Genomic DNA, 25,632 nt, shown 5'->3' on the forward strand with positions numbered 1-25,632 from the left:
GATGAGCAGATTGTTACGAACCGGGCTGAACGCGGGCGACAGCGCGCCCATGGCCGTGGTCGGCGGCGAAGGCGTCTATTTTCATCTTACGGACGGCCGCAAGCTCATCGACGGCAGCAACACCGGCGGTGGTCTCGGCCATCGGCACCCTGCGATGGTGGAGGCGATCCGCCGCGCCGCCGATACACCCGTCGTCAACGAGGGCTGGACCTGGGTCGGCCGCGAGCAGGCCGCCGATGATCTGATGGCGACGGCGTTCGGCGGCGAAGAGGAATGGGTCGGCGCGGTGCGCTTCTGCATCAGCGGCAGCGAGGCCAACGACATGGCGCTGTCGCTCTGTCAGGCCTTGACGCAGCGCTCAGCGCTGGCGACGCGCGAGCGTGCCTATCACGGCATCACGGGCCTGTCGCGCAGCATGACCGTGCAGCCGCAATGGCACGGTGGCCTTGCGGTGCATTCAGGAGGGGCGAGGCTGCCGGCGCCGATGGCTCCGGTGCGCATCCTGCCGGCGCCGGATGGCGCGATCTACGGTGGGCCGGCCAACAACAGGCCGCCGAGCGAATATCTGGCCGACGCCACGCGTCTGCTGTCCGATACCGCGGCGACGATCATCGACTACACTCAGGGCGGCATCTATTACGACGGCGCCTATCAGGACCAGGTGGCCCGCTGTGCGCGACAGGCGGGCTCGTACTGGATCGCCGACGAGGTCGTCACCGGCGCCGGCCGCGCCGGGCGTTGGTTTGCGTTTCAGGGCGCCGAAACTCGCCCCGATATCGTGACGCTCGGAAAGTCGCTGGGCGGCGGTGCGGCCGCTGTCGCGGCGGTCGTCGTGTCGAAAGAGATCGTCGAGCGATTGAAAGGCACGAGCTGGCAGAACTACGGCACCTTGCGCGGCCATCCGATCAGCATGGCCGCGGTGAGCGCCTACCTGAAGGTCATCAGGGAGGAGAAAATTCTCGAGCATGTGAAGAGCCTCGAACAGCTGTTCAGCCGCCGCCTGCTCGCGATCGCGCGAAAACATCACAGCGTGCAGCGCGTGGCGGGGCAGGGGTTGCACTGGACGGTGGAGTTGCACGGACCGGACTGGCGCTCCTGGCATGCCGACACCACCGAAGTGCCGATCGCCTCGCGCGTCGCCACGCGGGCGCTGGAGGCCGGTGCGGTGATCGGAACCAGCGGCGAGCAGACCTCGCTGTTCCTGGCACCGCCGCTCATCATGTCCGAGCGTGAGACCGACCAGCTTCTGGACGCGCTCGACCATGGCCTCGATGTTGCCGACGAGGAGCACCGATGAGCGCCGGTCACGCCATGCAAACTGTCCAGCCCATCCGGCTGGAAACCTCCGGCGATGCTGCGTTATGCCGCACGCGCCGGCAAATCGTTGAAGCTTTCGCTTCGTCCAAGAGATCACCGGGAAATCGCTGATGCGTATCGTCAATGTTGCCGCCGCCCAGATGGGCCCGATCCAGAAAGCCGACAGTCGCGAGGTCGTGGTCAAGCGCATGATCGCGCTGATGGACGAGGCGAAAGCAAAAGGCGCCGACCTGATTGTCTATCCGGAACTGGCGTTGACGACGTTTTTCCCGCGCTGGTATTCGGAGGATCGCGCCGAGGCCGACATCTGGTTCGAGCGCGAGATGCCGAACGCGGCGACGAAGCCGCTGTTCGAGCGCGCGGCGCAGCACCAGATGGCCATGAACTTCGGCTATGCGGAGCTGACGCCGGACGGCCACCACTTCAACACGGCGATCCTGACCGACAAGTCCGGCAAGATCGTCGGCAAATATCGCAAGGTCCATCTGCCCGGCCATGTGGAGTACGATACCAGGCGCTCGCACCAGCATCTGGAGAAGCGCTATTTCGAGCCCGGCGACCTCGGCTTCAATGTCTGGCGCGAGCTGGGCGGCATCATCGGCATGGCGATCTGCAACGACCGGCGCTGGCCGGAGACCTATCGCGTGATGGGCCTGCAGGGCGTCGAGATGGTGCTGATCGGCTACAACACGCCCTCCGTCAATGCGGAGCGAAGCGACGAGGGTGTCGAGAAACGCCTGTTTCATAACCGCCTCTCCGTGCAGGCCGGCGCCTATCAGAATTCGACCTGGGTCGTCGCGGTGGCCAAGGCCGGCAACGAGGATGGCCACCCGCTGTTCGGCGGCAGTCTGATCGTCGATCCCAACGGCGAGATCGTCGCGGAAGCCCTGACTGAGGACGACGAGCTTCTGGTCCATCCCTGCGATCTCGATGCCACAAATTTCGGCAAGACCACGATCTTCAATTTCGCGCAGCATCGCCGGATCGAGCATTACGGCCTGATCACCAGCCAAACCGGGGCGGTGCCGCCGCCGGAGAAATGACGCCGATGTCGGACAATGGCATTTCCTTGCGCGAGCTCGATCCGCGCGATCGCTACAAGCTACTCTGCGGCGTGGTCGTGCCGCGCCCGATCGCGCTGGTGACGACACTGGACGAGAACGGGGCGGTCAATGCGGCCCCGTTCAGCTTCTTCAACGTGTTCTCCGAGAGCCCCGCGCTGATCGTGCTCGGTCTTCAGCACAAGCCGGATCACTCGCCGAAGGACACCACCCGCAACATCCATCGCGACGGCGAGTTCGTCGTGCACATGGTGGACGAGGCGCTGTCGGTCGCGATGAACGACTGTGCGGTCGATTTTCCCTCCGGCGACAGCGAAGTTGCCGCGACCGGGCTCGCGACGCTTCCCTCCGTCGATGTAAAAGTGCCGCGCCTCGCCGCGGCGCCGTTCGCGCTGGAATGCCGGCGCCATGTCGTGCTGAACTTCTCGCCGGATCGCGAGCTGCTCGTTGGGGAGGTGCTCAGGGTTCACGCCCGGGAGGGCCTTGTCGACGAGGTCAACATGTATGTCGATCTCGACGCCTACCGGCCGATCGGCCGCATGTTCGGCAATCTTTACACGACCCAGCGGGATGTCTTTTCGCTGACGCGCGAGAGCCATGCGCAATGGAGCGCGCGGCAGGACGCCAAAGAGCTGAGGGACGCCTAGTGAGCCGAGAACTGTACCGTACCCAGCGCCATGGTGACGGCTGCCTGTGTCGGGTCGATCACGGGGATTTTGAGCGCGTCCTCGAGCGGACGGCGATGCCGCGCCATGCCGGCACAGCCCATCACGATGGCGCGGGCGCCGTCCTCGTCGCGCAGCGCGCGGCCGACCTCGATCATTTTGGCCAGCGTGCCTTCGCCGGACGCGGTTTCCGCGACGCTCATGTTGAGCGGGCGTTCGCCGGAGAGGCGATCGGTCAGCCCCATCTGCCGGAGATAGCGCATGTGGCGCGGGATCGAGCGCTGCGCGATTGCGATGACGCCGAAGGTTTCGGCGCGGGCGAGTGCCGTCAGCACGCCACACTCGGCGATGCCGAACACGGGCCGTTCCGTGCCTTCGCGGCAGACCTGAAGCCCGGGATCGCTGTAGCAGGCGATGACGAAAGCCGCCGAGCTGTTGTCGCCCTCGACCAGCTTTCGCAGCGGCATCGCGACGCCGTCGACATCGGCCTGGCTTTCAATGCCGAACGGACCCTCGGCCAGCGACTGGCACACCAATTCGGGGCCGCCCTCGAAACCGAGCGGCCTCAAGGCGTCCTCGAGCCCTTGCGTGACCGCAGGGTTGGAGTTCGGATTGATGATGAGAATGCGCGGCCGGGACATGATGGTCTTCCTGCGGAATGGAGATCATTTGCCCAAGTCTATCACGGAGTGCCTCATGACTGAACCAGTTTACGACCTGATCATCCGCGGCGGACGCGTCGCCACCACCACCGACGTGTTCGAGGCCGACGTCGCCATCTCCGGCGAGACCATCGCGGCCGTCGGCCGCCGGCTTCCGGCGGCGAAGCGTGAGATCGACGCGCGCGGCAAGCTGGTGCTGCCCGGCGGCGTCGACAGCCACGCCCATATCGAGCAGCTGTCCGCGGCCGGCATCATGAACGCCGACACCTTCGAGAGTGCGACCGTCTCTGCCGCTTTCGGCGGCACCACCACGGTGATCCCGTTCGCGGCCCAGCATGTCGGCATGAAGCTGCCGCAGGTGGTGGAGGATTATCACGCGCTGGCAAAGAAGGGCGCGGTGATCGACTATGCCTTTCACATGATCATTGCGGATGCGACCAAGGAGACGGTCGACGAGCACATTCCGGCGCTCGTGAAGCAGGGCCACGCCTCCATCAAGATCTTCATGACCTATGACCGGCTCAAGGTCGACGACGAGCCGCTGCTCGACATCCTCCTCGCCGCGCGCCAGTCCGGCGCGATGCTGTGCGCCCATGCCGAAAATCACGGCATCATCGCCTGGATGGTCAAGCGGCTGCTCGCGCGTGGCTACACCATGCCGAAATATCATGCCGTCAGCCACGCTCGCGTCTCGGAAGCCGAAGCCTTCACCCGGCTGATCGGCATGGCGGCACTGATTGACCAGCCGATCATGATCTTCCACGTCTCGACCGCCGAAGGCGCCAAGGTGATCCGTGACGCCCGCGGGCAGGGGCTGAAGGTGTTCGCGGAGACCTGTCCGCAATATCTGTTCCTCACCGCTGATGATCTCGACAAGCCCGGCTCCGAAGGCGCCAAATGGATGTGCAGCCCGCCGCCGCGCACGCATGCCGATCAGGAGGCGCTGTGGCAGGCGCTGTCGCTCGGCGATCTCCAGACCATCTCGTCGGACCACGCGCCCTATCGCTACGACGAGACCGGTAAGCTGCGCGCCGGACCCAATCCGAATTTCAAGCAGGTTGCGAACGGCCTGCCCGGGCTGGAGCTGCGGCTGCCGTTGCTGTTCGACGCGATGGTGTCGAAGGGGCGACTCGGCCTGGAGAAGTTCGTCGAGCTGACCTCCACAGCGCCGGCCAAGATCTACAATCTGCACCCGCGCAAGGGCTCGATCGCAGTCGGCGCCGATGCCGATATCGCGATCTGGGATCCCAATCGCGAGGTCACGATCGCGGACGAGATGATGCACGACCTCACCGGCTATACGCCGTTCGCAGGCCGCAAGCTGAAGGGCTGGCCGGTTTCGGTGCTGTCGCGCGGGCGGGTGATCATCGACGGCGACAAGTGCCTCGCTAGCGCCGGCAGCGGTAAATTCCTGGCGCGCAGCGGCGGCGAGGCGGCAAAGCCGACTGGACGGCTGGTCGCCGACATGGATCCGGAACGGAATTTCGGAGCGCAGCTGCTGTGATCATGGATCGCGCGCGATGAAGATCGTCGTCTTCGGCGGCACCGGCTTTGTCGGCCTCAACATTGCGGAGGTCCTGCTGGCGCGCGGGCACGAGGTGATGCTGTATGACCGCAAGCAGCTTCCAGCGGGAGCGGAGAGGTCCCTTGCCGACTACCGGGAACAGCTAACGGTCGTTCAGGGCGAGATCACGGACGTCGAAAGGATCGACGTTCTCGTCAAAAAGGGTTGCGATGCGATCGTCCTTGGCGCCGCGATAACTGCCGGCGAACACCTCGAACGCACCGCCACCTCAAGCATCCTCGAAGTCAACGTGATGGCTCAGATGCCGATCCTGAGCGCGGCGATCCGTCGTGGCGTTCGGCGAATCGTCAACCTCTCGTCGGCTTCCGCCTATGGTGCTGCGGGCCAGCGTTATCCGGTGCTGGACGAGGAGACGCCCTGCGATCCGATTTCGTTCTACGCGATCAGCAAATTCACCTCGGAGCGCTCGGTCGCGCGCCATGCCGAGCTCTGGGGCGGCGATTTCCTGAACGTGCGGCTGAGCGCGGTGTTCGGCCCGTGGGAGCGGATCGGCAAGGTGCGCGATACACCGAGCCTTCAGTTTCAGATGCTGGCCGAGTTCGCTCGCTGCGGGCTGGCGCTCATGCCAAGCGCTGGGGTAAAGGACTGGATTTATGCCGTCGACGCAGCCGAAGCGGTCGCGGTGCTGATCGAAGCCGAGCGGCCACGCCACCGGCTCTACAATATTTCCAGCGGTGCGGCCTGGTCGGCGCTGCAATGGGGCGAGGCTTTTGCGGCTCTGCATCCCGGCCTGCAATGCCGGCTGGCGGCACCCGGTGAAAGAACCTTCATCAAGCTCCATGGTGGGGATCGGGCGCCGATGTCGGTGGCGCGGATGGCCGATGAGTTCGGTTGGCGTGCCCGGTTCGGCTGCGCGGAATCGGCAACTGCGATGAGCAATTGGTGGATGCAGCACAAGGACGGGATCTGACATGCGGCTGCAGGGGCGCACGGCCATCATCACCGGAGCGGGCTCGGGCATCGGCCGGGCCAGCGCCAAGCTGTTCGCGGAGGAAGGGGCGCGCCTTGCCCTGGTCGATCGCGACGCCGCGGGGCTCGAAGAGACGCTGCGCCTGGTGGGCGAGGGCACGACGCATATCGGCGATGTCGGTGAAGCCAGCTTCGCTGAAACCGTTGTCGGCGATGTCGTGTCCCGGCTCGGCCGGCTCGACATCCTGATGACCGCGGCCGGATTCTCCGTTGGCGGCACGGTGCTGACGACGAGCGTGGACGATTGGGATGCGGTGTTCCGGACCAATGTCGGCGGCACCTGGCTGTGGGCGCGGGCTGCGGTGCCGCAGATGCTGCAGCAGAAGCGCGGATCGATCATCACGCTGGCCTCGCAGCTTGCGATCGCCGGCGGCAAGGGCAACAGCGCCTACATCGCCGCCAAGGGCGCCATCGTCAGCCTGACGCGGACGATGGCGGTGGATTTCGCCACCGACGGCATTCGCGTCAACGCCATCGCGCCGGGCGCAATCGATACGCCGATGCTTCGCCGCAGCTTTGCCCGGCACAAGAATTCGGACGAGGTGCGCGAAGCCTCCCGCAACCGGCATGCCATGAAGCGGTTCGGCGTGGCTGAGGAGATCGCGCAGACCGCATTGCATCTGGCGAGCGACGCGTCCTCGTTCACGACCGGCACGGTGATGGTGGTCGACGGAGGTTGGCTCGCGGCATGAGTGATGCGCTGACACAGCTCGAAGCGGGCATTCGCGCCGATCTCGCCAAAATCGCGCATCCCGGCGCCGCCTGGCTCGAACCGAAGACGAGCCCGGACGGCAAGCCGACGCTGGACGTGCTGATCGTCGGCGCCGGCCAGTCCGGCGTGGCCATCGGCTTCGGCCTGATGCGCTCGCGCGTCGGCAACATCCTGCTGCTCGACAAGGCCGAGGAGGGGATGGAGGGCCCGTGGCGGACCTATGCCCGCATGCCCACGCTGCGCAGCCCGAAGGACTATACGGGGCCCGACCTCGATATCCCGAGCTTGACGTATCAGTCCTGGCATGAAGCCCGCTTTGGCGAAGAGAGCTGGCAGCAGCTCGGCCTGATCCCGCGAGAGCATTGGGCGGAATATCTGCTCTGGCTGCGGCGGACGATCGGCTTGCCGGTGCGCAACGGCTGCGAGCTTCTGGAGATTGCGCCGGCGGCCGACGGCCTGCTCGCCGCACGCGTGAAGCGGGCCGACGCGATCGAGGTGCTCTATGCGCGCAAGATCGTGCTGGCGACGGGGCAGGAAGGCATGGGCGGTTGGATGATTCCCGAGCCGCTTCGTCAGCTTCCGTCCAGCCTTGTCGCAACCGTCGCCGACGACATCGATTTCGAAAAACTCCGCGGCAAGCGTGTTGCCGTGATCGGTGCCGGCGCATCGGCCTTCGACAATGCGGCAACTGCGCTCGAGGCCGGCGCCGCAGAGGTGCATCTGCTCTGCCGCCGCGCGCAGATCCAGGTGATCCAGCCCTATCGCTGGCTGACCTTTCGCGGCTTCCTGCGTCATCTCAGCGATCTCGACGATGCCTGGCGCTGGCGCTTCATGCGCACCATCCTCGAAATGCGCGAAGGCTTTCCGCAAGCAACCTATGACCGCTGCGCGCGCCACGCCAATTTCACATTGCACGAGGGGGCGCCGCTCGAAGCCGCGCTCCAGACCGCCGGCGGTGTTGAACTGCAGACGCCGCGCGGGGCCGTCACGGCGGACTTCGTCATCTGCGGCACCGGCATCGACATGAACTTTGCCGCGCGCGGCGAGCTCTCCAATTTCGTCGGCAACATCGCGACCTGGGCCGACCGCTATCAGCCGCCGGACAACGAGCGTAACGCGCGGCTCGGCCGCTTTCCCTATCTCGCCGACGATTACGCCTTCACCGAGCGCGTAGCAGGCGAGACGCCGTGGATCTCCGACATCCATCTCTTTGCCATCGCCTCGACCATGAGCTTTGGTCCGTCGGGATCGTCGATCAACGCGATGACGACGGCTGTGCCGAAGCTGGTCCACGGCCTGACGCGCGGCCTGTTCCGCGCCGATGTTGCGCGGCACTGGGCCTCGCTCAGCGCCTACGACGTGCCGCAGGCCGTGGTCGCGCGGCCTGCGCGAAACAGCGGGGAATTGCAATGATGATCCATGCACTGCCGCAACGAAGCGCCGCGACGGCGCCCATGAGACTGGCGCGCAACTTGCTTCCTTCTGGATCTGCCTTGCTGGCGTTGTTGTCGAAAACTTGGGGAAAACGAATGCGTTTTGTGTCTTTCAGGCTGGCGCCCCGCGTCCTCGCCACCACTGCGTTGTTGCTCATTGCCGCCGCGCCTTCGCAGGCGCAGACCAGGGCGGAAACGCTGCGCTATGTCACCGGCGCATCCGTCAACACGCTCGATCCCAACATCCCCGGCTCGACGCGCGAATCCTTCGCGCTGAGCATGAGCACCTATGACCGGCTGGTGGCGTTCGGCCGCAAGCAGCTCAATGGCAAATGGGTGTTCGATCTCGACAAGATCACCGGCGAACTCGCCGAATCCTACGATGTCAGTCCCGACGGGTTGAAGCTCACCTTCCGCCTGCGCAAGGACGCCAAGTTTCAGGACGGCTCGCCTGTCACGGCCGAGGACGTCAAATGGTCGCTCGATCGCTGCGTCACCGCACCGATCCTCGGCAAGGCGCAGTTGCTCACGGGTTCCCTGACCTCTGCGGATCAGTTCAAGGTGATCGATCCTCTCACGATCGAGGTGACGTTGCCCAAGCCCGACAAGCTCGCGCTGCCGAATCTCGCCACCGTCTATCCCATGATCATCAATTCGAAGCTGGCGAAGCAGCACGCCACCGCGGACGATCCCTGGGCCACCGCCTGGCTGAAGGAGAACACCGCCGGGAGCGGCGCCTATATGATCGAGACCTTCAAGCCCGGCGAGCAGGTGATCGTCAAGCGCAACGAGGCCTGGAACCGCGGCTCGCCCGGCAAGCCGGCCTTCTTCAAGCGCGTGATCATCCAGTCGGTGCCGGAGCCGGCGACCCGCGCCAATCTGGTCGAGCGCGGCGATGCCGATCTCGTGGTCGATCTCCAGGCCAGCGACGTGCAGTCGCTGGAGGCCAAGGGCAAGCTCAAGGTGATCTCGACGCCGCAGTACAATTCGATCACCTTCGTCTCGATGAACAACCAGATCCCGCCCTTCGACAACGTCAATGTCCGCCGCGCGATAGCCTTTGCGCTGCCCTATGACGACATGTTCAAGGCCGCTCTGTTCGGTCGCGGCGCGCCGCTGTACGGCGCGAGCTGGCCGGACGGCAAGCCGCTGAACGGCATCTATCCGTTCCAGCAGCCGGTGAAGCTCGATCTCGACAAGGCCAGAGAATATCTCAAGGCCGCCGGGCTCCCCGAAGGCTTCTCGACTACCTTCAGCTTCAATGTCGGCCAGGCCTCGACCGCCGAACCGATGGCCGCGTTGGTGAAGGAATCGCTCGGCAAGATCGGCATCAAGGTCGACATCCAGAAACTGCCGGATGCGCAGATGTCGACGCAGATCAACGAGAAGAAGCTGCCCTTCTTCACCGAGGGCATCGTCGCCTGGCTGCCGTCCACTGACTATTTTTACCGCAACTTCTACACCGGCAATCAGCGCTGGAACTACTCTTCGATCAACAATCCCGATCTCGCCGCGATCGCGCAAGAAGCCCGGTTCGAGCCGGACAAGGCCAAGTACGAAGAGGACGGCCGCAAGCTCAACGCGATGCATGCCGACCTGATGCCGCAAATCATGCTGTGGCAGCCGAACCAGGATGCGGTGATGGCGTCGTCGATCGAGGGTTACACCTACGAGTTCCACCGCCAGGTCGACTATCGCGACGTCAGCCGCAAGTGATGGCGTCAGCCGAAGGGAGCTCTGGAAGGTGATGACTGGTCTTGGTGCAACAATGGTGCGGGCGGGCAGGCGGCTTCTGTCGTCGCTGCCGGCGCTGTTCGGTGTGCTGGTCTTCACCTTCTTGCTGATGCGCGTCCTGCCCGGCGACCCCGCGGTGTTCTTCGCCTCCGGGCCCAACGCCGGCAAGGAGGAGATCGAGCAGATCCGCAAGCAGATGGGGCTCGACAAATCGGTGCCGGAGCAGCTCGTGTTCTATCTCTCCGATATCGGCCGCGGCAATCTCGGCCGCTCCATGATGACCGGGCAGCCGGTGTTGAAGGATCTGCGCGAGCGGTTGCCGGCCTCGCTCGAGCTCACCTTTACCGCGCTGTTGATGGCGCTGATCGCGGCGGTGCCGCTTGGGGTGGTCGCGGCGCTGCGGCCTGGCTCGATCGTCGATCACGGCGTGCGGTTGTTCTGCGCACTCGGCGTTTGCGTTCCAACCTTCGTATCTGGCCTGCTGCTGATCTATGTCTTCTATTATCTGTTCGGGCTTGCACCCGATCCGACCGGGCGGATCGACGTCTTCACCTCGCTGCCGCCGCAGCACACCGGGTTTCTCTCGATCGATTTCCTGCTCGCCGGCGATATCGAGGGCTGGTGGACGGCCTGTCGGCAGCTGATCCTGCCGGCGGTGACCATGGCGCTGTTCGTGATCGCGCCGCTGGCGCGGATCACGCGGGCCTCGATGCTGGTCTCGCTCGGCAGCGACTTCGTGCGCACCGCGCGCTCGGTCGGATTGTCCTGGCGCAAGGTGGTCGTCACCTATGCGCTGCGGAACGCCATCCTTCCCGTCATCACCATCGCCGGCATCGTGTTCTCGACCATGCTGGGCGCCAACGTGCTGGTGGAGAAGGTGTTCTCCTGGCCGGGCGTCGCCTCCTATGCGCTCGATGCGCTGCTGTCCTCCGACTATGCGCCTGTGCAAGGCTTCGTGCTGCTGATGGCTGGCATCTTCGTGCTGGTCAATCTCGTCGTCGATATCTGCTACGGCATCGCCGATCCCAGGGTGTCGATCGGATGACCAGCGCAACCCTCCGCCATTCGGTCTGGATTCTGCGCGGCAACCCGCTCACCGCAATTGCGGCGACCGGCGTGCTCCTGTTCGTGCTGGTTGCGATCGTCGGGCCGTGGATCGTGCCTTACGATCCCGTGGCTTCCAACGTCTCGGAAGCCCTGCTGCCGCCCAGCGCGGCGCACATTGCCGGCACGGATCAGCTCGGACGCGACGTGTTCAGCCGTCTCATCATCGCCGCGCGTCTCGATCTTGCGATTGCGGTCTCGGCAGTCGGCATCTCCTTCGCGATCGGTGCTGTGGTCGGCTCGTTCTGCGGCTATGCCGGTGGCCGGCTCGATCGTGGCGTCGGCCGCTTCGTCGACGTGATGATGGCCTTTCCGCTGTTCGTGCTGGCGATGGCCATGGTCGCAGCGCTCGGCAACCGGATCGAGAACATCGTGATCGCGACCGCGATCATCAATCTTCCCTTCTACATCCGCTTCGCGCGGGCCGAGGTCAATGTCCGCCGCAATGTCGGCTGGGTGGAGGCGGCGCGCGCCTGCGGCGAGAGCCATTTCTCGGTGGTGCTGCGCTTCCTGTTGCCGAATATCCTGCCGGCGATGGCGGTGCAGATCTCGCTCAACCTCGGCTGGGCCATTCTCAACGCTGCGGGCCTGTCCTTCATCGGTCTCGGCGTCAAGCCGCCGACACCGGAATGGGGCATCATGGTCGCGGAAGGCGCGCGCTTCATCTCGACGGGGCGGTGGTGGCTGGTGGCCTTCCCGGGCCTGGCGCTAATGATGGCCGTGCTGTGCTTCAATCTCCTCGGGGACGGGATGCGGGACATTCTCGACCCCCGCATGCGCACATGAGCGAGGCCCTGCTCAGGATCGACGACCTCCACGTCGCGTTCTCGACGCGACGCGGCATGGTCGAGGCCGTGCGCGGCGTGACGCTCACGGTCGAGAAGGGCGAGATGCTCGGCCTCGTCGGCGAGAGCGGCTCGGGCAAGTCGGTGACCGGCTTTGCCACGACGCGGCTGCTCGACGCGGCCGGCCGCGTCACCGGCGGCAAGATCATGTTTCGCGGACAGGACGTGACAAAGCTTGGGGGAGACGACCTCCGTCAGCTCCAGGGCGCCGCGATGTCGATGATCTTCCAGAACCCGCGGGCCGCGCTGAATCCGATCCGGGCAATCGGCTTGCAGATCGCGGACGCGATCCTCACCCACAAGCGCATCTCGAAAGAGGCCGCGCGGAGCGAAGCGCTGGACCTGCTGCGCGCCGTTCAGATCCGCGAACCCGAAGCGCGGATGAACGCCTATCCGCACGAGCTGTCCGGCGGCATGTGCCAGCGCGTCATGATCGCGATCGCGATCTCCTGCAATCCGGCGCTGTTGATCGCGGACGAACCGACCACCGGCCTCGACGTCACCACTCAGAAAGTTGTCATGGATCTGCTGGCGGACATCGCCGCCGCGCGCGGCATGGCGACGATTCTGATCACGCACGATCTCGGGCTCGTGGCGCGCTATTGCCGCCGCATCGCCGTGATGGAACGCGGCCGCATCGTCGAGGAGGCGAGTTCCAGGACACTCTTCAGCACGCCGCAGCACGCTTATACCAGGCGCCTGGTCGCGGCGTCGCCGACGTCGACGTCGCGGATCGAAGACCTCGTGACGGAGGAGGAGCGGGAGGGCTACGCGGCAGTGCTCGGCAAGCCGAGGCAGGAGCCCGCGTATGGGACGCCGCCGCTGCTCGAGGTGCGCAAGCTCGCCAAGCGCTTCGATGAGGGCTCGGCGGCGGTCGCGGATTTCTCGATGACGATGGCCGGCGGCGAGAGCGTCGGGCTGGTTGGCGAATCCGGCTCCGGCAAGAGCACGACGTCGCGGATGATCTGCCGGCTGATTGATCCCAGCGAAGGCGATATCGTGTTCGACGGGCAGTCGATCGGCCATATTGCGTCGCGCGACTTCCACCGCTCGCGCTTGCGCAAAGACATCCAGATGGTCTTCCAGGACCCGAACGAGAGCCTCAATCCGCGCTTCACTGCGTTCGACTGTATCGCCCATCCGCTGCTGCGGCTCGACGGAATGCGGGCCGGCGACGCGCTACGCAAACGGGTGGAGGAATGCGCCGAGCGGGTGGGATTGCCGCTGGATCTGCTGCCGCGCTTCCCACATCAGCTCTCCGGCGGCCAGAAGGCGCGCGTCGGGATTGCCCGGGCCATCGCGTGCCGGCCGCGGCTCCTGGTGCTGGACGAGCCGACTGCCGCGCTCGACGTCTCGGTGCAGGCGGTGGTGCTACAGCTGCTCGACCGCCTCAGGCGCGAGAACGACATCGCGCTGCTGTTCGTCAGCCACGACCTCAATGTCGTGCGCATGCTCTGCGACCGCACCATCGTGCTGCGCAACGGCGGAATCGTCGAGCAGGGCGAGAGTCGGGCGCTGTTCGACAATCCGAAGACCGATTACACGCGCAAGCTGGTCGAGGCGATCCCGCATATCGACACCGGGCCGGCGCTGGCGGTTGCGCTTTGAAGCCTGGGCCGGTCGAAATCCCGATGAGAACCCGCTGGAAGGCCGGTTAGTGGCATACCATTTGCACGCCAATGGGCTCTGGTTTCACCTGCTCTTGGCCAAATACGGCCGGCATCACGGCACTACTGGGAGGATTTCATGGATCGCAGGACCGTATTGAAGGGACTGGCCGGCGCGGGCGGTCTGGCATTGACCGGCGTCTCGGCCCCGGCGATCGCGCAAGGTGCTTCTGCCCGCACCCTGCGCTTCGTGCCGCAGGCCAATCTCGCCAATTTCGATCCGATCTGGGGCACGCAATATGTCGTGCGCAATGCTGCGGCGCTGGTCTGGGACACGCTTTACGGCATCGATTCCTCGCTGCAGCCGCAGCGCCAGATGGTCGAGTCCGAGCAGGTTAGCGACGACGGCACGACCTGGACCTTCAAATTGCGGCCCGGCCTCAAATTCCACGATGGCGAGCCGGTGCTGAGCAAGGATGTCGTCGCGAGCCTGACGCGCTGGGCGGTGCGCGATCCGATGGGCCTGATGATCAAGGCGCTCCAGCAGGAACTCACCGCCGTCGACGACCGCACCTTCAAATGGGTGTTGAAGCAGCCCTTCCCGAAAATGCTCTATGCGCTCGGCAAGAACAACTCGCCGTGCGCCTTCATCATGCCCGAGCGCATTGCGCAGACGGATCCTTTCAAGCAGATCGGCGATTATGTCGGCTCCGGCCCGATGAAGTTCGCCAAGGCCGAGTGGGTTCCGGGCGCGAAAGCCGTATTCGAGAAATTCGCCGACTACGCGCCGCGGCAGGAGAAGTCGTCATGGCTCGCCGGCGGCAAGCAGATGCTGGTCGATCGCATCGAATGGATCGTGATGCCGGATGCGGCCACCGCGGCCGCAGCGCTGCAAAATGGCGAGATCGACTGGTGGGAGAACCCGATCGCCGACCTCGTTCCGGTTCTGAAGAAGAACAAGAACATCAGCGTAGATATCGGCGATCCCCTCGGCAATATCGGCTCGTTCCGTATGAATTTCCTGTACCCGCCCTTCAACGACGTGCGGGCGCGGCGTGCGGTGCTGATGGCGATGAGCCAGGAAGACTACATGCGCGCGATCGTCGGCGACGATAACTCGCTCTGGAAGCCGCTGCCCGGCTTCTTCACGCCGGACACGCCGCTCTATTCCGAGGCGGGCGGCGAGATCCTGAAGGGCAAGCGCGATCTCGACGCGGCCAAGAAGCTGCTCGCCGAGAGCGGTTATTCAGGCCAGCCGGTGACGTGCCTCGTCGCGCAGGATCAGCCTATCACCAAGGCGCAGGGCGACGTGACCGCGGACCTGCTGAAGAAGCTCGGCATGAACGTCGACTTCGTCGCGACCGACTGGGGCACGGTCGGCTCCCGCCGCGCACTGAAGACCCCTCCGGGGCAGGGCGGCTGGAACATGTTCCACACCTGGCACGCGGGCGCGGACTGCACCAACCCCGCGCCCTACACCGCCATCCGCGCCAATGGCGACAAGGCCTGGTTCGGCTGGCCGACCAGCGCAGGTACCGAGAAGGAAGTCACGTCATGGTTCGAGGCCAAGAACCTCGACGAGGAAAAGGCCGCCATCGGTCGCCTCAACAAGGCGGCGATGGACGACGTCGTCTATGCGCCGACCGGCTTCTTCCTGAGCTACACGGCTTGGCGCAAGAACGTCTCCGGCATCGCCAAGGGGCCGTTGCCGTTCTTCTGGGGCGTTTCGAAATCCGCATGACCTTGCACTGAAGCCAGATGCTCTCCTACATCCTCCGTCGCATCGTCTCGACATTGCCGGTGATGGCGATCGTCGCTCTGTTCGTGTTCAGTCTGCTCTACATCGCGCCGGGCGATCCGGCCGTGGTGATCGCGGGCGACCAGGCGAGCCCGGAGGATGTGGAGCGCATCCGGCAGAGCCTCGGTCTCGACCGTCCGTTCCTGATCCAGTTCGGAGGTTGGGTCTGGCGCATCCTGCACGGCGATCTCGGCACCTCGATCTTCACCAACCTGCCGGTCTCGACGATGATCGGACAGCGCCTCGGACCGACGCTGTCGCTGATGACCGTCACGCTGCTGCTCACGATCGTGGTCGCGGTGCCGCTCGGCGTGGTGGCGGCGTGGAAAGCGGGCAGCCTGATCGACCGCGTCATCATGGGCTTTGCCGTGTTCGGCTTCTCGCTGCCCGTCTTCGTGGTCGGCTATATGCTCGCCTACGTCTTCGCGCTCGAATTGGAATGGCTTCCGGTGCAGGGCTACACGCCGCTGGCCCAGGGCTTCTGGCCCTGGTTGGAGAATTTGATTCTTCCGGCGGTCGCGCTTGGCTGCGTCTATATCGCGCTGATCGCGCGCATCACCCGCGCCACCATGCTCGAAGTGCTGCAGCAGGATTATATCCGCACCGCGCGGGCCAAGGGCCTCGGGCAGGGCGGCATCCTGTTCGTTCACGCGTTGAAGAACGCGGCGGTGCCGATCGTCACCGTGATCGGGATCGGTATCGCGCTCCTGATCGGCGGTGCGGTCGTCACCGAAAGCGTGTTTGCGATTCCCGGCCTCGGCCGGCTCACGATCGATGCGATCCTGCGCCGCGACTATCCCGTCATCCAGGGTATCGTGCTGCTGTTCAGCTTCGTCTACGTCCTCGTCAATCTGATGATCGACGTCATCTATACGCTCGTTGACCCGAGGATCCGCTATTGACCGACACCACCGTCAATCCGCAGGCGCTGCCGGCTGGATTCGTCCTCGCGCCGCAACTGCCGGAGATCCTGCGGCCGGTCAAGATCCGGCGCGGCTTCATCGGCTTCCTGCGCGGTCATCCGACGGTCGCCATCGGCGGCGCGCTGCTGCTGACGCTCGTGCTCATCGCAATCTTCGCGCCATATCTCGGAACGGTCGATCCGACCGCGCTCGCGCCTGCCAAACGCACCCGGGCGCCTTCGGCGGACTACTGGTTCGGCTCCGACGTGCTCGGCCGCGACATCTATTCGCGCGTGCTGTTCGGCGCGCGGGTCTCGCTCACGGTCGGCCTGTCGGTCGCGATCTTCGCATCCGCGGCCGGCCTTGCCATCGGCATGGTCTCCGGCTTCATCCGCTGGGCCGACGGCATCCTGATGCGCTTCATGGACGGCTTGATGTCGATCCCGCCGATCCTGCTCGCCATCGCGCTGATGGCGCTGACGCGCGGCAGCGTCGGCAACGTCATCCTGGCGATCACTGTTGCCGAGATCCCGCGCGTCTCACGCCTCGTGCGCAGCGTCGTGCTGTCGCTGCGCGAGCAGCCTTATGTGGATGCCGCGGTCGCCTGCGGCACGCGCACGCCGATGATCATCCTCCGCCACATCCTGCCCAACACGGTGGCGCCGATGCTGGTGCAGGCGACCTACATTTGTGCCAGCGCCATGATCACCGAGGCGATCCTGTCCTTCATCGGCGCGGGCACGCCGCCGACTATTCCGTCGTGGGGGAACATCATGGCCGAGGGCCGTGCGCTGTGGCAGGTCAAGCCCTACATCGTGTTCTTTCCGGCGGCCTTCCTGTCCGTCACCGTGCTCGCGGTGAATTTGCTCGGCGACGGCCTTCGCGATGCGCTCGATCCGCGCATGGCCAAGAGCCTGTGATGTCGAGGGGCTGATCGCGATGGCATTGCTCGAAGTCGAGAATCTCCAGACCCATTTCCGCACCCCCAGCGGCATCAACCGCGCGGTGGACGGGGTGTCGTTCCATGTCAACGAGGGCGAGACGCTGGCCATCGTCGGCGAATCCGGCTGCGGCAAGTCGGTGACCTCGATGTCGCTGATGCGGCTGATCCCGGAGCCGCCGGGCAGAATCGCAGGCGCGATCCGCTTTGCGGGCAGGGACCTGCTGCAACTCTCCGATCGCGAGATGCGCGCGATCCGCGGCAACGACATCTCGATGATCTTCCAGGAGCCGATGACGAGCCTCAATCCAGTGCTCACCGTCGGCCGCCAGATCCGCGAAACACTGATGATCCATCAGGGCCTGGACAAGGCGGCGGCCGAGGCGCACGCAGTCGAGATGCTGACATTGGTCGGCATTCCCGAACCGGGGCGCCGGGTGCGCGAATATCCGCACCAGCTCTCCGGCGGCATGCGCCAGCGTGTGATGATTGCCATTGCGCTCGCCTGCAATCCAAAACTTCTGATTGCCGACGAGCCGACCACCGCGCTCGACGTGACGATCCAGGCGCAGATCCTGAAGCTGATGCTGGACCTCAAGAGCCGGGTCGGCGCCGCCATCATCCTGATCACCCACGACCTCGGCGTCGTCGCCGAGATCGCCGAGCGCGTCATGGTGATGTATGCGGGCCGCAAGGTCGAGGAAGCGCCGGTCGCCGAGCTGTTTCGCACGCCGCGGCATCCCTATACGCAGGGACTGCTCGGTGCAGTGCCGCGGCTCGGCTCGTCGCTGACAGGCACGGCAAGACGGCTCGCCGAAATTCCCGGGCAGGTGCCCGATCTCAGAAAGCCGATCATCGGCTGCGTCTTTGCCGGCCGCTGTGCGCTTGCGACCGATCTGTGCCGCCAATATGCGCCGGGGCTCGAAGAGAAGGGCCCTCGTCACGTCGCCGCCTGTCACTATGCGGCCAAGGGAGCCGTCGCGGCATGAGCCCTCCGTTGCTCCAGGTCAACGACCTCAAGAAGCATTTTCCGGTCAACAAGGGCTTTTTCGGGCGAAAGACCGAATTCGTCTATGCGGTGGACGGCGTTTCGTTCGAGATTGCGCGCGGCGAGACGTTGTCGCTCGTCGGCGAATCCGGCTGCGGCAAGTCGACGGTCGGCCGCGCCATTTTGCGGCTGTTCGACATCACCTCAGGCCAGGTCATCCTCGACGGTCAGCGCATCGACGATGCCGCGCCGAGTACGATGCGTCAGATGCGCCGGCGTGTGCAGGTGGTGTTCCAGGATCCGTTCTCCAGCCTCAATCCGCGCATGCGCGTGCGCGACATCCTGGCCGAGCCAATCCGGAATTTCGGCCTCGCGAAATCGGCGGAGGACCTCGAGGTGCGCGTCACCTCCCTGATGGATACCGTGCGCCTGCCGCGCGAGGCGCTGAACCGCAGGCCGCACGAGTTCTCCGGCGGCCAGCGCCAGCGCATCGGCATTGCCCGCGCGCTCGCGGCCGAACCCGAGTTGATCGTGTGCGACGAGGCGGTCTCGGCGCTCGACGTCTCGGTCAAGGCGCAAATCGTCAATTTGCTGCAGGATCTCCAGAGTGAATTTGGCCTCGCGCTGCTGTTCATCAGCCACGACCTCGCGATCGTCGAGCACATGACCCACCGCGTCGCGGTGATGTACCTCGGCAAGATCGTCGAGGTGGCGCCGCGCCGCGAGATCTTTGCCGCGCCAAGGCATCCCTACACCAAGGCGCTGCTCTCGGCGGTCCCGCTGCCCGAGCCCGGCGCCCAGCGTAATCCCATCATCCTCAAGGGCGACGTGCCGAGCCCGATCAACCCGCCGAAGGGCTGCCGCTTCCACACCCGCTGCCCGCTCGCGTTCGATCGCTGCCGGGTCGATGAGCCGGTGCTTCGCACCGCCGGACCCGAGCAGTGGGTGGCCTGTCATCTCGAGGACGGCACTGCGGCGATGAGTAGCTGAAGCGCGAGATTGGCGTCGGAAATTCGCCAGCGAAAACAATCACGTTCTACTTTGCATGGGGTTGTTTTCGCATTTTTTGGTGGGGCCGGCCTCAACCCTGCCGGCGGAGGAAGCCCGTGATCGTGACCTTTTCCCAGATGCCGGCCGCGGCGAAGGGGTCGGCGCGATTGAAAGCCTCGACGTTGCCACGGCCTGGCGCCTCGATCAGGAACAGGCTGCCGATCATCGTTTGACCATCGTCGGAGACGAGCGGCCCCGACATCACGATCTTCACGCCGAAGCGCGAAGTGTCGCTCAGGAAAGCCTTGTGGGCATCGTAATTGGCGAGCCGGGTCGGCAGCGCGCCGGCGCGGTCGACGGCGTGAATGGCGAACAGCATGGTGGTCTCCGTCTCTTCGGCTTCAGTTCTTGGGACGGCCGCCGTGGCGACCGTCCGAACGTGATGGGGTGGACTTACTTGGCGCTGAGCTTGCCGGCTTCCTCGAAGGTCGGGCAGGTCCGTTGCTCCAGCGGCACGTCGAACGGCTTGTAATTGTCCTTGGTGATGACGGTCGGTTTCAGCACGATCTCGGCGATGACCGGCTGGTTGCGCAAGGCGCGGATCGCCATCATGGTGCCGAGGCAGCCTTGCGCAAATCCGTTGTAGTCGCCGCTGGCGAGCAGCTTGCCGGACTTGATCGCGTCGATCGCCTCCTTGGTGCCGTTGATGCCGATCACCTGGGCCTTGCGGTTGGCACCGTCCAACGCCTCGATTGCGCCGACCGCCATGGCGTCGTTGGCAGCGAGCACGCCGTCGATCTGCGGGTTGGACTGCATCAGGTTTTCCATGACCTGAAGCGCCTGCAGCCGCTGATAGTTGCCGGGCTGCGAGGCCAAGAGCTTGGCGCCCGTGTTCTCCTTGAGTGCATCGTTGAATCCGCGGACGCGGTCGACATTGGTCAGCGAGCCCTTGACGCCCTCGATGATGACGATGTTGCCCTTTCCGCCCAGCGTCTTCAGGAGGAAGCGCGCGGTCTCGAGTCCCAGGCTGTAATCGTCGGCACCGACGAAAGACAGGAACTTGCCACCGGCGGAGCGGTCGGTGATGTTGACGACGGGGATCTTGGCTTCGTTGATCTTCTCGACGCCCGGCACCATCGCCTTGTAGTCGACCGGCGTGAACACGATCGCGCTCGGTTTCTTCACCACCACGTCCTCGATTTGGCTGAGCTGCTCGGGGATCGAGTCCGGCTTGGTCGGGATGTACTGAAGCGTCTTGGCGTTCAACGTCTTCGCCATGTTGTCGGCGCCGACCCGCACCGTCTGGAAGAACGGGTTGGTCTGATTCTTGGTGAAGACGGCGATGGTCTCGCCGTCGGCACGTGCTTGTGTCGTGAATGCCGCCGCTGTCATCAGCACCGGCAGCGTCAGGTAACCCAGTTTCCGTTTCATGTCGCCTCCATCCCTCGTTTTGCTTGTTGGACTTTCTTGAGAACTCATTGCGCGCGGCGGCGGGTCTTCATGTCGAGCCAGACCGCGAGAATGACGATGATGCCGGTGACCAGCGGCTGCCAGTTGGCGCTGACCGAGAGCAGGTTCATGCCGTTCAGCACCAGTGTCAGGATCAGCGCGCCGATGAAGGTGCCGAACACGGTGCCGACGCCGCCGAACAGTGAGGTGCCGCCGATCAGCACGGCCGCGATCGCGGGAAGCGTCAGGCTTTCGCCGATGTCGGCCTCGGCCGAATTAAGCCGCGACAGGAAGATGATCGAAGCGAGCCCCGCCATGGTGCCGGAGACCGCGTAGACCAGCAGCAGGCGGCGCGCGACAGGAATGCCGGAGAGCCGGGCGGCGACCGGATTGGCGCCGATCGCATAGATCTCCTGGCCCCAGATCGTCCGCTGCGCGAAGAACGTCCCGATCCCGAGGAACACCAGCAGTAGATAGACTGGGATCGGCAGGCCGAACAGATAGCCGCTGCCGATCTGGCGGAAGCCGGCGGGGAAGCCGTGAAGCGTTTCGCCCGCCATGTACCAGTAGGTGAGGCCGTTCAGCACCCAGAGCATGCCGTAGGTGGCGATGAAGGAGGGGATGCGCAGCGCGGTGACCATGATGCCGTTGAGCAGGCCGACGAGGCCGCCGCAGGCAAGCCCGGTGAGGATGCCAAGCGCCGGCGAGCCGGTCTTGTGAATCACGGTGCCGGCGATGCAGGCCGACAGCGCGACATTGGCCCCGACGGAGAGATCGAGGCCGGCGGTCAGCACCACCAGCGTCAGGCCGGACGCGATGAAGAAGGTCAGGCTCGCCTGCCTGAGCACGTTGAGGATGTTGCCGAGGCTCAGGAAGGAATCGCTGAGCACGGCAAGCACCGCGCAGATCAGCAGGGCCGCGAGCAGGCGATAGAACACCTGGATTGCATCCTGCGACAGGAAGGAGCGGGGCGGCATCATGGCGTCTTTGGTGATGTCGGTCATGCCCGGCTCCTGAGACCATCGAGGAACAGCGCGACGATGACGAGCACGCCGACGCTGGCGACCTGCACCGAGGACGGCAGCGAGATCAGGTTCAGCCCGTTGCGGAGCACGCCGACGGAAAGGACGCCCAGCAGGGTGCCGAGCAGCCAGCCATTGCCGCGCTCGAACGAGGTACCGCCGACGGCCACGGCTGCGATGGCGTCGAATTCGAGGCCGAGGCCGGCCGTGGGATGGCCGGAGTTCATGCGCGCCGTCATCAGCAGCCCGGCGATGCCGGCCATGGCGCCCCCGATCGCATAGACCGCGATCAGCAGCCTGTTCGGCGACAGACCGGCATAGCGCAGCGCCTCGCGGTTGCCGCCGAGCGCGAAGATATAGGTGCCGAAGCGGGTGTGATAGAGCAGGCCGTGAAACGCCGCATAGGTCACGAGCGCCATCACGATCGGCACGGGCACGCCGAGCAGCGTCGCCGAATAGATGTCGCGCACGCTGTGGGGAATGCCGACCACGCTCTGGCCGTCGCTGACGATCAGCGACAGCCCTTGCGCCATGCCGAGGGTGCCGAGCGTCGCGACGAAAGGTGGAATGCCTAGGATGGCGACCAGCCAGCCGTTGACAACGCCGAAGGCTACACCCACCAGCAGGCCGGCGCCGAGGCCCAGGAGCATCGAGTGGGTTGCGAGAGAGACGATCGCAACGCAGAGCGAGGTCAGCGTCAGCACTGCGCCCATCGAGAGGTCCAGACCCTCGGTCATGATGATCAACGTCATCGGCAGCGCCAGCATGGTCAGGATGGTCGACTGCACCAGCACGTTGGAGAGATTGGCGACCGAGAGGAAGCCGGGCGCGATCGCGCTGAACAATGTGATCAGCAGCACCAGCACCATGGCAACGCCGGGAATGCGTTGCAGCGGGTTGGATCCCGAGACGACCGCGGCTTCACGCATGATGCATCCCCAGTCGCACGATGTTCTCCTCGGTCAGTTCGTTACGCGTCAGGTGCCCAGCGATGCGACCCTCGCGCATCACATAGGCGCGGTCGCAGACATGGCAGATCTCGATTTGCTCGGACGAAATCATCAGCGCCGCAGCGCCTTCCGCGACGAGGCGGTCGATCAGCGCAAAGATCTCCGACTTGGCGCCGATGTCGATGCCGCGCGTCGGTTCGTCGAAGATGAAGAGCTTCGAGCCGGCCGCCAGCCATTTGCCGATCACGACCTTCTGCTGGTTGCCGCCCGAGAGCAGGCCGACGGTCTGACGCGCGCTGGGCGTTGCAATGCGCAATTGCCGGATCAGGGCGTCGGAAGTCCGTTGCGCGCCTCGAGAATCGAAAAGTCCGCTCGGGAACAGCTTTCGCAGCGCCGATACCACGAGGTTGTCGCTGACCGAGCGCAGCAGCGCGAGACCCTCGCTCTTGCGACTTTCCGGGATCAGCGCGATGCCGCGGCGGGCGGCAAGATCAGGCTCGCCGGAAATGGTCTTTCCGTCGAAAATGATCTCGCCTGATGTGACGGGATCGGCGCCGAAGATGGCGCGCGCGACTTCGCTGCGGCCGGAGCCGACCAGGCCGCACAGGCCGACGATCTCGCCCCGGCGCACCTCGATATTAATGTCGGAGATACCGGTCGCCGCGCTCAGGCCCTTGACTTCCAGCAGCAGCTCGCCGGGCTTGTCGGCGAAATTCCGGGGATAGGTCATGTCGACGTTGCGGCCGACCATCATGCGTACCAGCTGGTCCGGCGTGACATCGGCCGGTTTGACGCCGTCGATGCGGCGGCCGTCGCGCAGCACGGTGATGCGGTCGCCAAGCGCGAACACCTCGGCCATGCGGTGCGAGATGTAGACGATGGAAACGCCGTCGGCCTTCAGCCGCGCGATCAGCGCGAACAGCAGCTCGGTCTCGCGGTCGGATAGCGCCGCGGTCGGCTCGTCCATCACGAGAATGCGGGCGTTCTGGCTGATCGCCTTGGCAATCTCGACCATCTGCTGCTGCGCGACGCCGAGCTTGTCGACGGTCGTGGAGGGATCGATGTCGAAGCCGATCGTGTCGAGCACACGCTTCGCATCGGCCAGGATCTTGCGGCGGTCGATGGTGCCGGGGATGCGTCCCCCGGGTTCGCGGCCCAAGAAGATGTTCTGGGCGATATCGAGATGGGGAACCAGCGAGAATTCCTGGAAGATCACGGCAATGCCGAGCTTCTGCGCATCCGCGGTCGACGAGATCGCGACCTTGTCGCCCTTGTAATGGAACTCGCCGGCATCGGCGCGATAGGCACCGCACAGGACCTTCATCAGGCTCGACTTGCCGGCACCGTTCTCACCCAGCAGCATATGGACTTCGCCGGGGTAGACGGCAAAGGACACGTCATCCAGCGCCTTGACGCCGGGAAACTCCTTGCTGATGCCGCGCAGCTCCAGGAGCGGCGCGGGGGAGGTGACCTCGACCGGAAGTGCGTCGCTCATGCTTTGGCTCCGCTCGCAAAGATCTTTCCAGGGTTCATCAGACCATCAGGATCGAGCGCGGTCTTGATGGATCGCATCACATCGACGGCTTCGCCGAGTTCATCGGCGAGGTAGTCGATCTTGCCGAGCCCGATGCCGTGCTCGCCGGTGCAGGTGCCGTCCATGGCAATGGCGCGGGCGACCATGCGGGCCTGCAGCGCCCTGGCGCCTTCGCTCTCCTCCGGCCTTGCGGGATCGATCAGGATCAGCATGTGAAAGTTGCCGTCGCCGACATGGCCGACGATCGGCGCCGTGAAGCCATGCTCGTCCGCGTCGCGCCGTGTCTCGGTCAGGCATTCCGCCAGTCGTGAGATCGGCACGCAGACATCGGTGATCACGGCGCGCGCACCCGGCCGCAGGCCCAGCCCGGCATAGAGGGTGTTGTCGCGGGCATGCCAGAGACGGCTGCGGTCCTCCGGTGCCTTCGCCCAGGCAAAGCCATGGCCGCCATGGTCGGCAGCGATCGCCTGCGCGGCTTCGGCCTGCTCGGCAACGGAGGACTCGGAGCCGTGGAACTCGAAGAACAGGGTGGGAGCTTCGCGGTAACCGAGCTTGGCATAGGCATTGATGCCGCGCATCATGACGTCGTCGAGCAGCTCGATGCGCGCAACGGGGATCGCGGACTGGATCACGGAGATTGCGGTGTTGACGGCGTCGTGCAGTGTGTCGAAGCTGCAGACCGCTGCCGAGATCGCTTGCGGCACGGGGTGCACTTTGAGCGTGATCTCGGTGATCAAACCAAGCGTTCCTTCCGCGCCGACGAACATGCGAGTGAGGTCGTAACCGGCGGCCGACTTCCGCGCACGCCTGGCGGTGCGGATGATGCGGCCATCGGCCAGCACCACCTCCAGCGCCATGACGTTGTCCTTCATGGTGCCGTAGCGCACGGCCATGGTGCCGGAGGCCCGCGTCGAGGTCATGCCCCCGATCGAGGCGTCGGCACCGGGGTCGATCGGAAAGAAAAGTCCGGTATTGCGCAGCTCGGCATTGAGCTGCTTGCGCGTGATGCCCGGCTGCACGACGACGTCCATGTCGCTGTCGTGAACCGTCAGCACCTTGTTCATGCGCGCGAAGTCGAAGCAGACGCCGCCGGCGATGGCGGCCGCATTGCCTTCGAGCGAAGTCCCGGCACCGAACGGGACGATCGGCATGCCTGCGCCGGCGCACAGCTTGACGATCTCGGCAACCTCCCGCGTTGTTTCGGGGAAAACGACGATGTCCGGCGGCAGATTGCGGTAGTGCGATTCGCTCTGCCCATGCTGATCGAGCACGCCGCGCGCAACGCTCGCGCGCGGGCCGATCATGCCGGTAAGGCGTTCGGCCAAGATGCTCGTGCTGACCCGCGGTCCCATCCTTAACTCCCGT

Annotated in this window: 23 protein-coding genes; 16 read left to right on the forward strand and 7 right to left on the reverse strand. The window is 65.1% G+C overall.

Annotated elements, in window-relative coordinates; translation table 11 throughout:
* Window position 1: 1 nt before the first annotated feature.
* From CIT39_RS12850 to CIT39_RS12860, 3 genes are all read left to right on the forward strand, one after another.
* Window positions 2–1,297 (forward strand): aminotransferase class III-fold pyridoxal phosphate-dependent enzyme, encoded by a 1,296-nt coding sequence (locus tag CIT39_RS12850; RefSeq protein WP_094974962.1) that lies wholly within the window; start codon window positions 2–4, stop codon window positions 1,295–1,297.
* A 130-nt stretch (window positions 1,298–1,427) separates the two neighbouring features.
* A complete protein-coding gene (locus CIT39_RS12855) occupies window positions 1,428–2,360 on the forward strand; it encodes an N-carbamoyl-D-amino-acid hydrolase (protein ID WP_094974961.1) in 933 nt (310 codons plus the stop codon).
* Window positions 2,357–3,025, forward strand: coding sequence for a flavin reductase family protein (locus CIT39_RS12860; RefSeq protein WP_094974960.1), 669 nt, complete (start codon window positions 2,357–2,359; stop codon window positions 3,023–3,025). The genes CIT39_RS12855 and CIT39_RS12860 overlap by 4 nt, the downstream gene beginning before the upstream one ends.
* On the opposite strand, the gene CIT39_RS12865 is transcribed toward CIT39_RS12860, so the two are convergent.
* Window positions 3,022–3,684 (reverse strand): aspartate/glutamate racemase family protein, encoded by a 663-nt coding sequence (locus tag CIT39_RS12865; protein WP_181955150.1) that lies wholly within the window; start codon window positions 3,682–3,684, stop codon window positions 3,022–3,024. The two genes, CIT39_RS12860 and CIT39_RS12865, sit on opposite strands and share 4 nt — an antisense overlap.
* Before the next feature lie 55 nt (window positions 3,685–3,739).
* On the opposite strand from CIT39_RS12865, the gene hydA reads away from it, so the two are divergent.
* From hydA to CIT39_RS12930, 13 genes are all read left to right on the forward strand, one after another.
* On the forward strand, window positions 3,740–5,209 hold the full coding sequence (hydA, locus tag CIT39_RS12870) for a dihydropyrimidinase (RefSeq protein ID WP_094975122.1): 1,470 nt from the start codon (window positions 3,740–3,742) through the stop codon (window positions 5,207–5,209).
* 16 nt (window positions 5,210–5,225) lie between these two features.
* The gene (locus CIT39_RS12875) at window positions 5,226–6,200 is read left to right on the forward strand and encodes an NAD-dependent epimerase/dehydratase family protein (protein ID WP_094974959.1); all 975 of its coding nucleotides are present in this window, start codon (window positions 5,226–5,228) and stop codon (window positions 6,198–6,200) included.
* 1 nt (window position 6,201) lies between these two features.
* Window positions 6,202–6,951 carry an SDR family oxidoreductase gene (locus CIT39_RS12880; protein WP_094974958.1) on the forward strand — a complete coding sequence of 250 codons (750 nt, stop codon included), beginning with the start codon at window positions 6,202–6,204 and terminating at the stop codon, window positions 6,949–6,951.
* Entirely contained in the window at window positions 6,948–8,384 is a 1,437-nt protein-coding gene (locus CIT39_RS12885) for an NAD(P)-binding domain-containing protein (RefSeq protein ID WP_094974957.1), read from the forward strand. The genes CIT39_RS12880 and CIT39_RS12885 overlap by 4 nt, the downstream gene beginning before the upstream one ends.
* Window positions 8,385–8,500: 116 nt before the next feature.
* On the forward strand, window positions 8,501–10,120 hold the full coding sequence (locus CIT39_RS12890) for an ABC transporter substrate-binding protein (RefSeq protein ID WP_094974956.1): 1,620 nt from the start codon (window positions 8,501–8,503) through the stop codon (window positions 10,118–10,120).
* Between the two features lie 28 nt (window positions 10,121–10,148).
* Entirely contained in the window at window positions 10,149–11,183 is a 1,035-nt protein-coding gene (locus CIT39_RS12895; RefSeq protein WP_094974955.1) for an ABC transporter permease, read from the forward strand.
* Window positions 11,180–12,028, forward strand: a complete 849-nt coding sequence (locus tag CIT39_RS12900; protein WP_094974954.1) for an ABC transporter permease — start codon at window positions 11,180–11,182, stop codon at window positions 12,026–12,028. The genes CIT39_RS12895 and CIT39_RS12900 overlap by 4 nt, the downstream gene beginning before the upstream one ends.
* Complete coding sequence (nikE, locus tag CIT39_RS12905; RefSeq protein ID WP_094974953.1) at window positions 12,025–13,695, forward strand: nickel ABC transporter ATP-binding protein NikE; 1,671 nt, start codon at window positions 12,025–12,027, stop codon at window positions 13,693–13,695. The genes CIT39_RS12900 and nikE overlap by 4 nt, the downstream gene beginning before the upstream one ends.
* 138 nt (window positions 13,696–13,833) lie before the next feature.
* A complete protein-coding gene (locus CIT39_RS12910) occupies window positions 13,834–15,435 on the forward strand; it encodes an ABC transporter substrate-binding protein (protein ID WP_094974952.1) in 1,602 nt (533 codons plus the stop codon).
* A 17-nt stretch (window positions 15,436–15,452) separates the two neighbouring features.
* Window positions 15,453–16,394 carry an ABC transporter permease gene (locus CIT39_RS12915; RefSeq protein ID WP_094974951.1) on the forward strand — a complete coding sequence of 314 codons (942 nt, stop codon included), beginning with the start codon at window positions 15,453–15,455 and terminating at the stop codon, window positions 16,392–16,394.
* A complete protein-coding gene (locus tag CIT39_RS12920) occupies window positions 16,391–17,314 on the forward strand; it encodes an ABC transporter permease (protein WP_094974950.1) in 924 nt (307 codons plus the stop codon). Before CIT39_RS12915 ends, CIT39_RS12920 begins: the two co-directional genes overlap by 4 nt.
* Window positions 17,315–17,333: 19 nt before the next feature.
* On the forward strand, window positions 17,334–18,323 hold the full coding sequence (locus tag CIT39_RS12925; RefSeq protein ID WP_162308479.1) for an ABC transporter ATP-binding protein: 990 nt from the start codon (window positions 17,334–17,336) through the stop codon (window positions 18,321–18,323).
* A complete protein-coding gene (locus CIT39_RS12930) occupies window positions 18,320–19,312 on the forward strand; it encodes an ABC transporter ATP-binding protein (protein ID WP_094974948.1) in 993 nt (330 codons plus the stop codon). The genes CIT39_RS12925 and CIT39_RS12930 overlap by 4 nt, the downstream gene beginning before the upstream one ends.
* 91 nt (window positions 19,313–19,403) lie before the next feature.
* On the opposite strand, the gene CIT39_RS12935 is transcribed toward CIT39_RS12930, so the two are convergent.
* From CIT39_RS12935 to CIT39_RS12960, 6 genes are all read right to left on the reverse strand, one after another.
* Window positions 19,404–19,691, reverse strand: coding sequence for a YciI family protein (locus tag CIT39_RS12935; protein ID WP_094974947.1), 288 nt, complete (start codon window positions 19,689–19,691; stop codon window positions 19,404–19,406).
* Between the two features lie 74 nt (window positions 19,692–19,765).
* The gene (locus CIT39_RS12940) at window positions 19,766–20,743 is read right to left on the reverse strand and encodes a sugar ABC transporter substrate-binding protein (RefSeq protein ID WP_094974946.1); all 978 of its coding nucleotides are present in this window, start codon (window positions 20,741–20,743) and stop codon (window positions 19,766–19,768) included.
* 44 nt (window positions 20,744–20,787) lie between these two features.
* On the reverse strand, window positions 20,788–21,765 hold the full coding sequence (locus CIT39_RS12945) for an ABC transporter permease (protein ID WP_094974945.1): 978 nt from the start codon (window positions 21,763–21,765) through the stop codon (window positions 20,788–20,790).
* Entirely contained in the window at window positions 21,762–22,712 is a 951-nt protein-coding gene (locus CIT39_RS12950; RefSeq protein ID WP_094974944.1) for an ABC transporter permease, read from the reverse strand. Before CIT39_RS12950 ends, CIT39_RS12945 begins: the two co-directional genes overlap by 4 nt.
* Complete coding sequence (locus CIT39_RS12955; protein ID WP_094974943.1) at window positions 22,705–24,228, reverse strand: sugar ABC transporter ATP-binding protein; 1,524 nt, start codon at window positions 24,226–24,228, stop codon at window positions 22,705–22,707. Before CIT39_RS12955 ends, CIT39_RS12950 begins: the two co-directional genes overlap by 8 nt.
* Entirely contained in the window at window positions 24,225–25,619 is a 1,395-nt protein-coding gene (locus CIT39_RS12960) for an FAD-linked oxidase C-terminal domain-containing protein (protein ID WP_094974942.1), read from the reverse strand. Before CIT39_RS12960 ends, CIT39_RS12955 begins: the two co-directional genes overlap by 4 nt.
* Between the last annotated feature and the right edge of the window lie 13 nt (window positions 25,620–25,632).

Source organism: Bradyrhizobium symbiodeficiens (assembly GCF_002266465.3).
GTDB classification, from domain to species: domain Bacteria; phylum Pseudomonadota; class Alphaproteobacteria; order Rhizobiales; family Xanthobacteraceae; genus Bradyrhizobium; species Bradyrhizobium symbiodeficiens.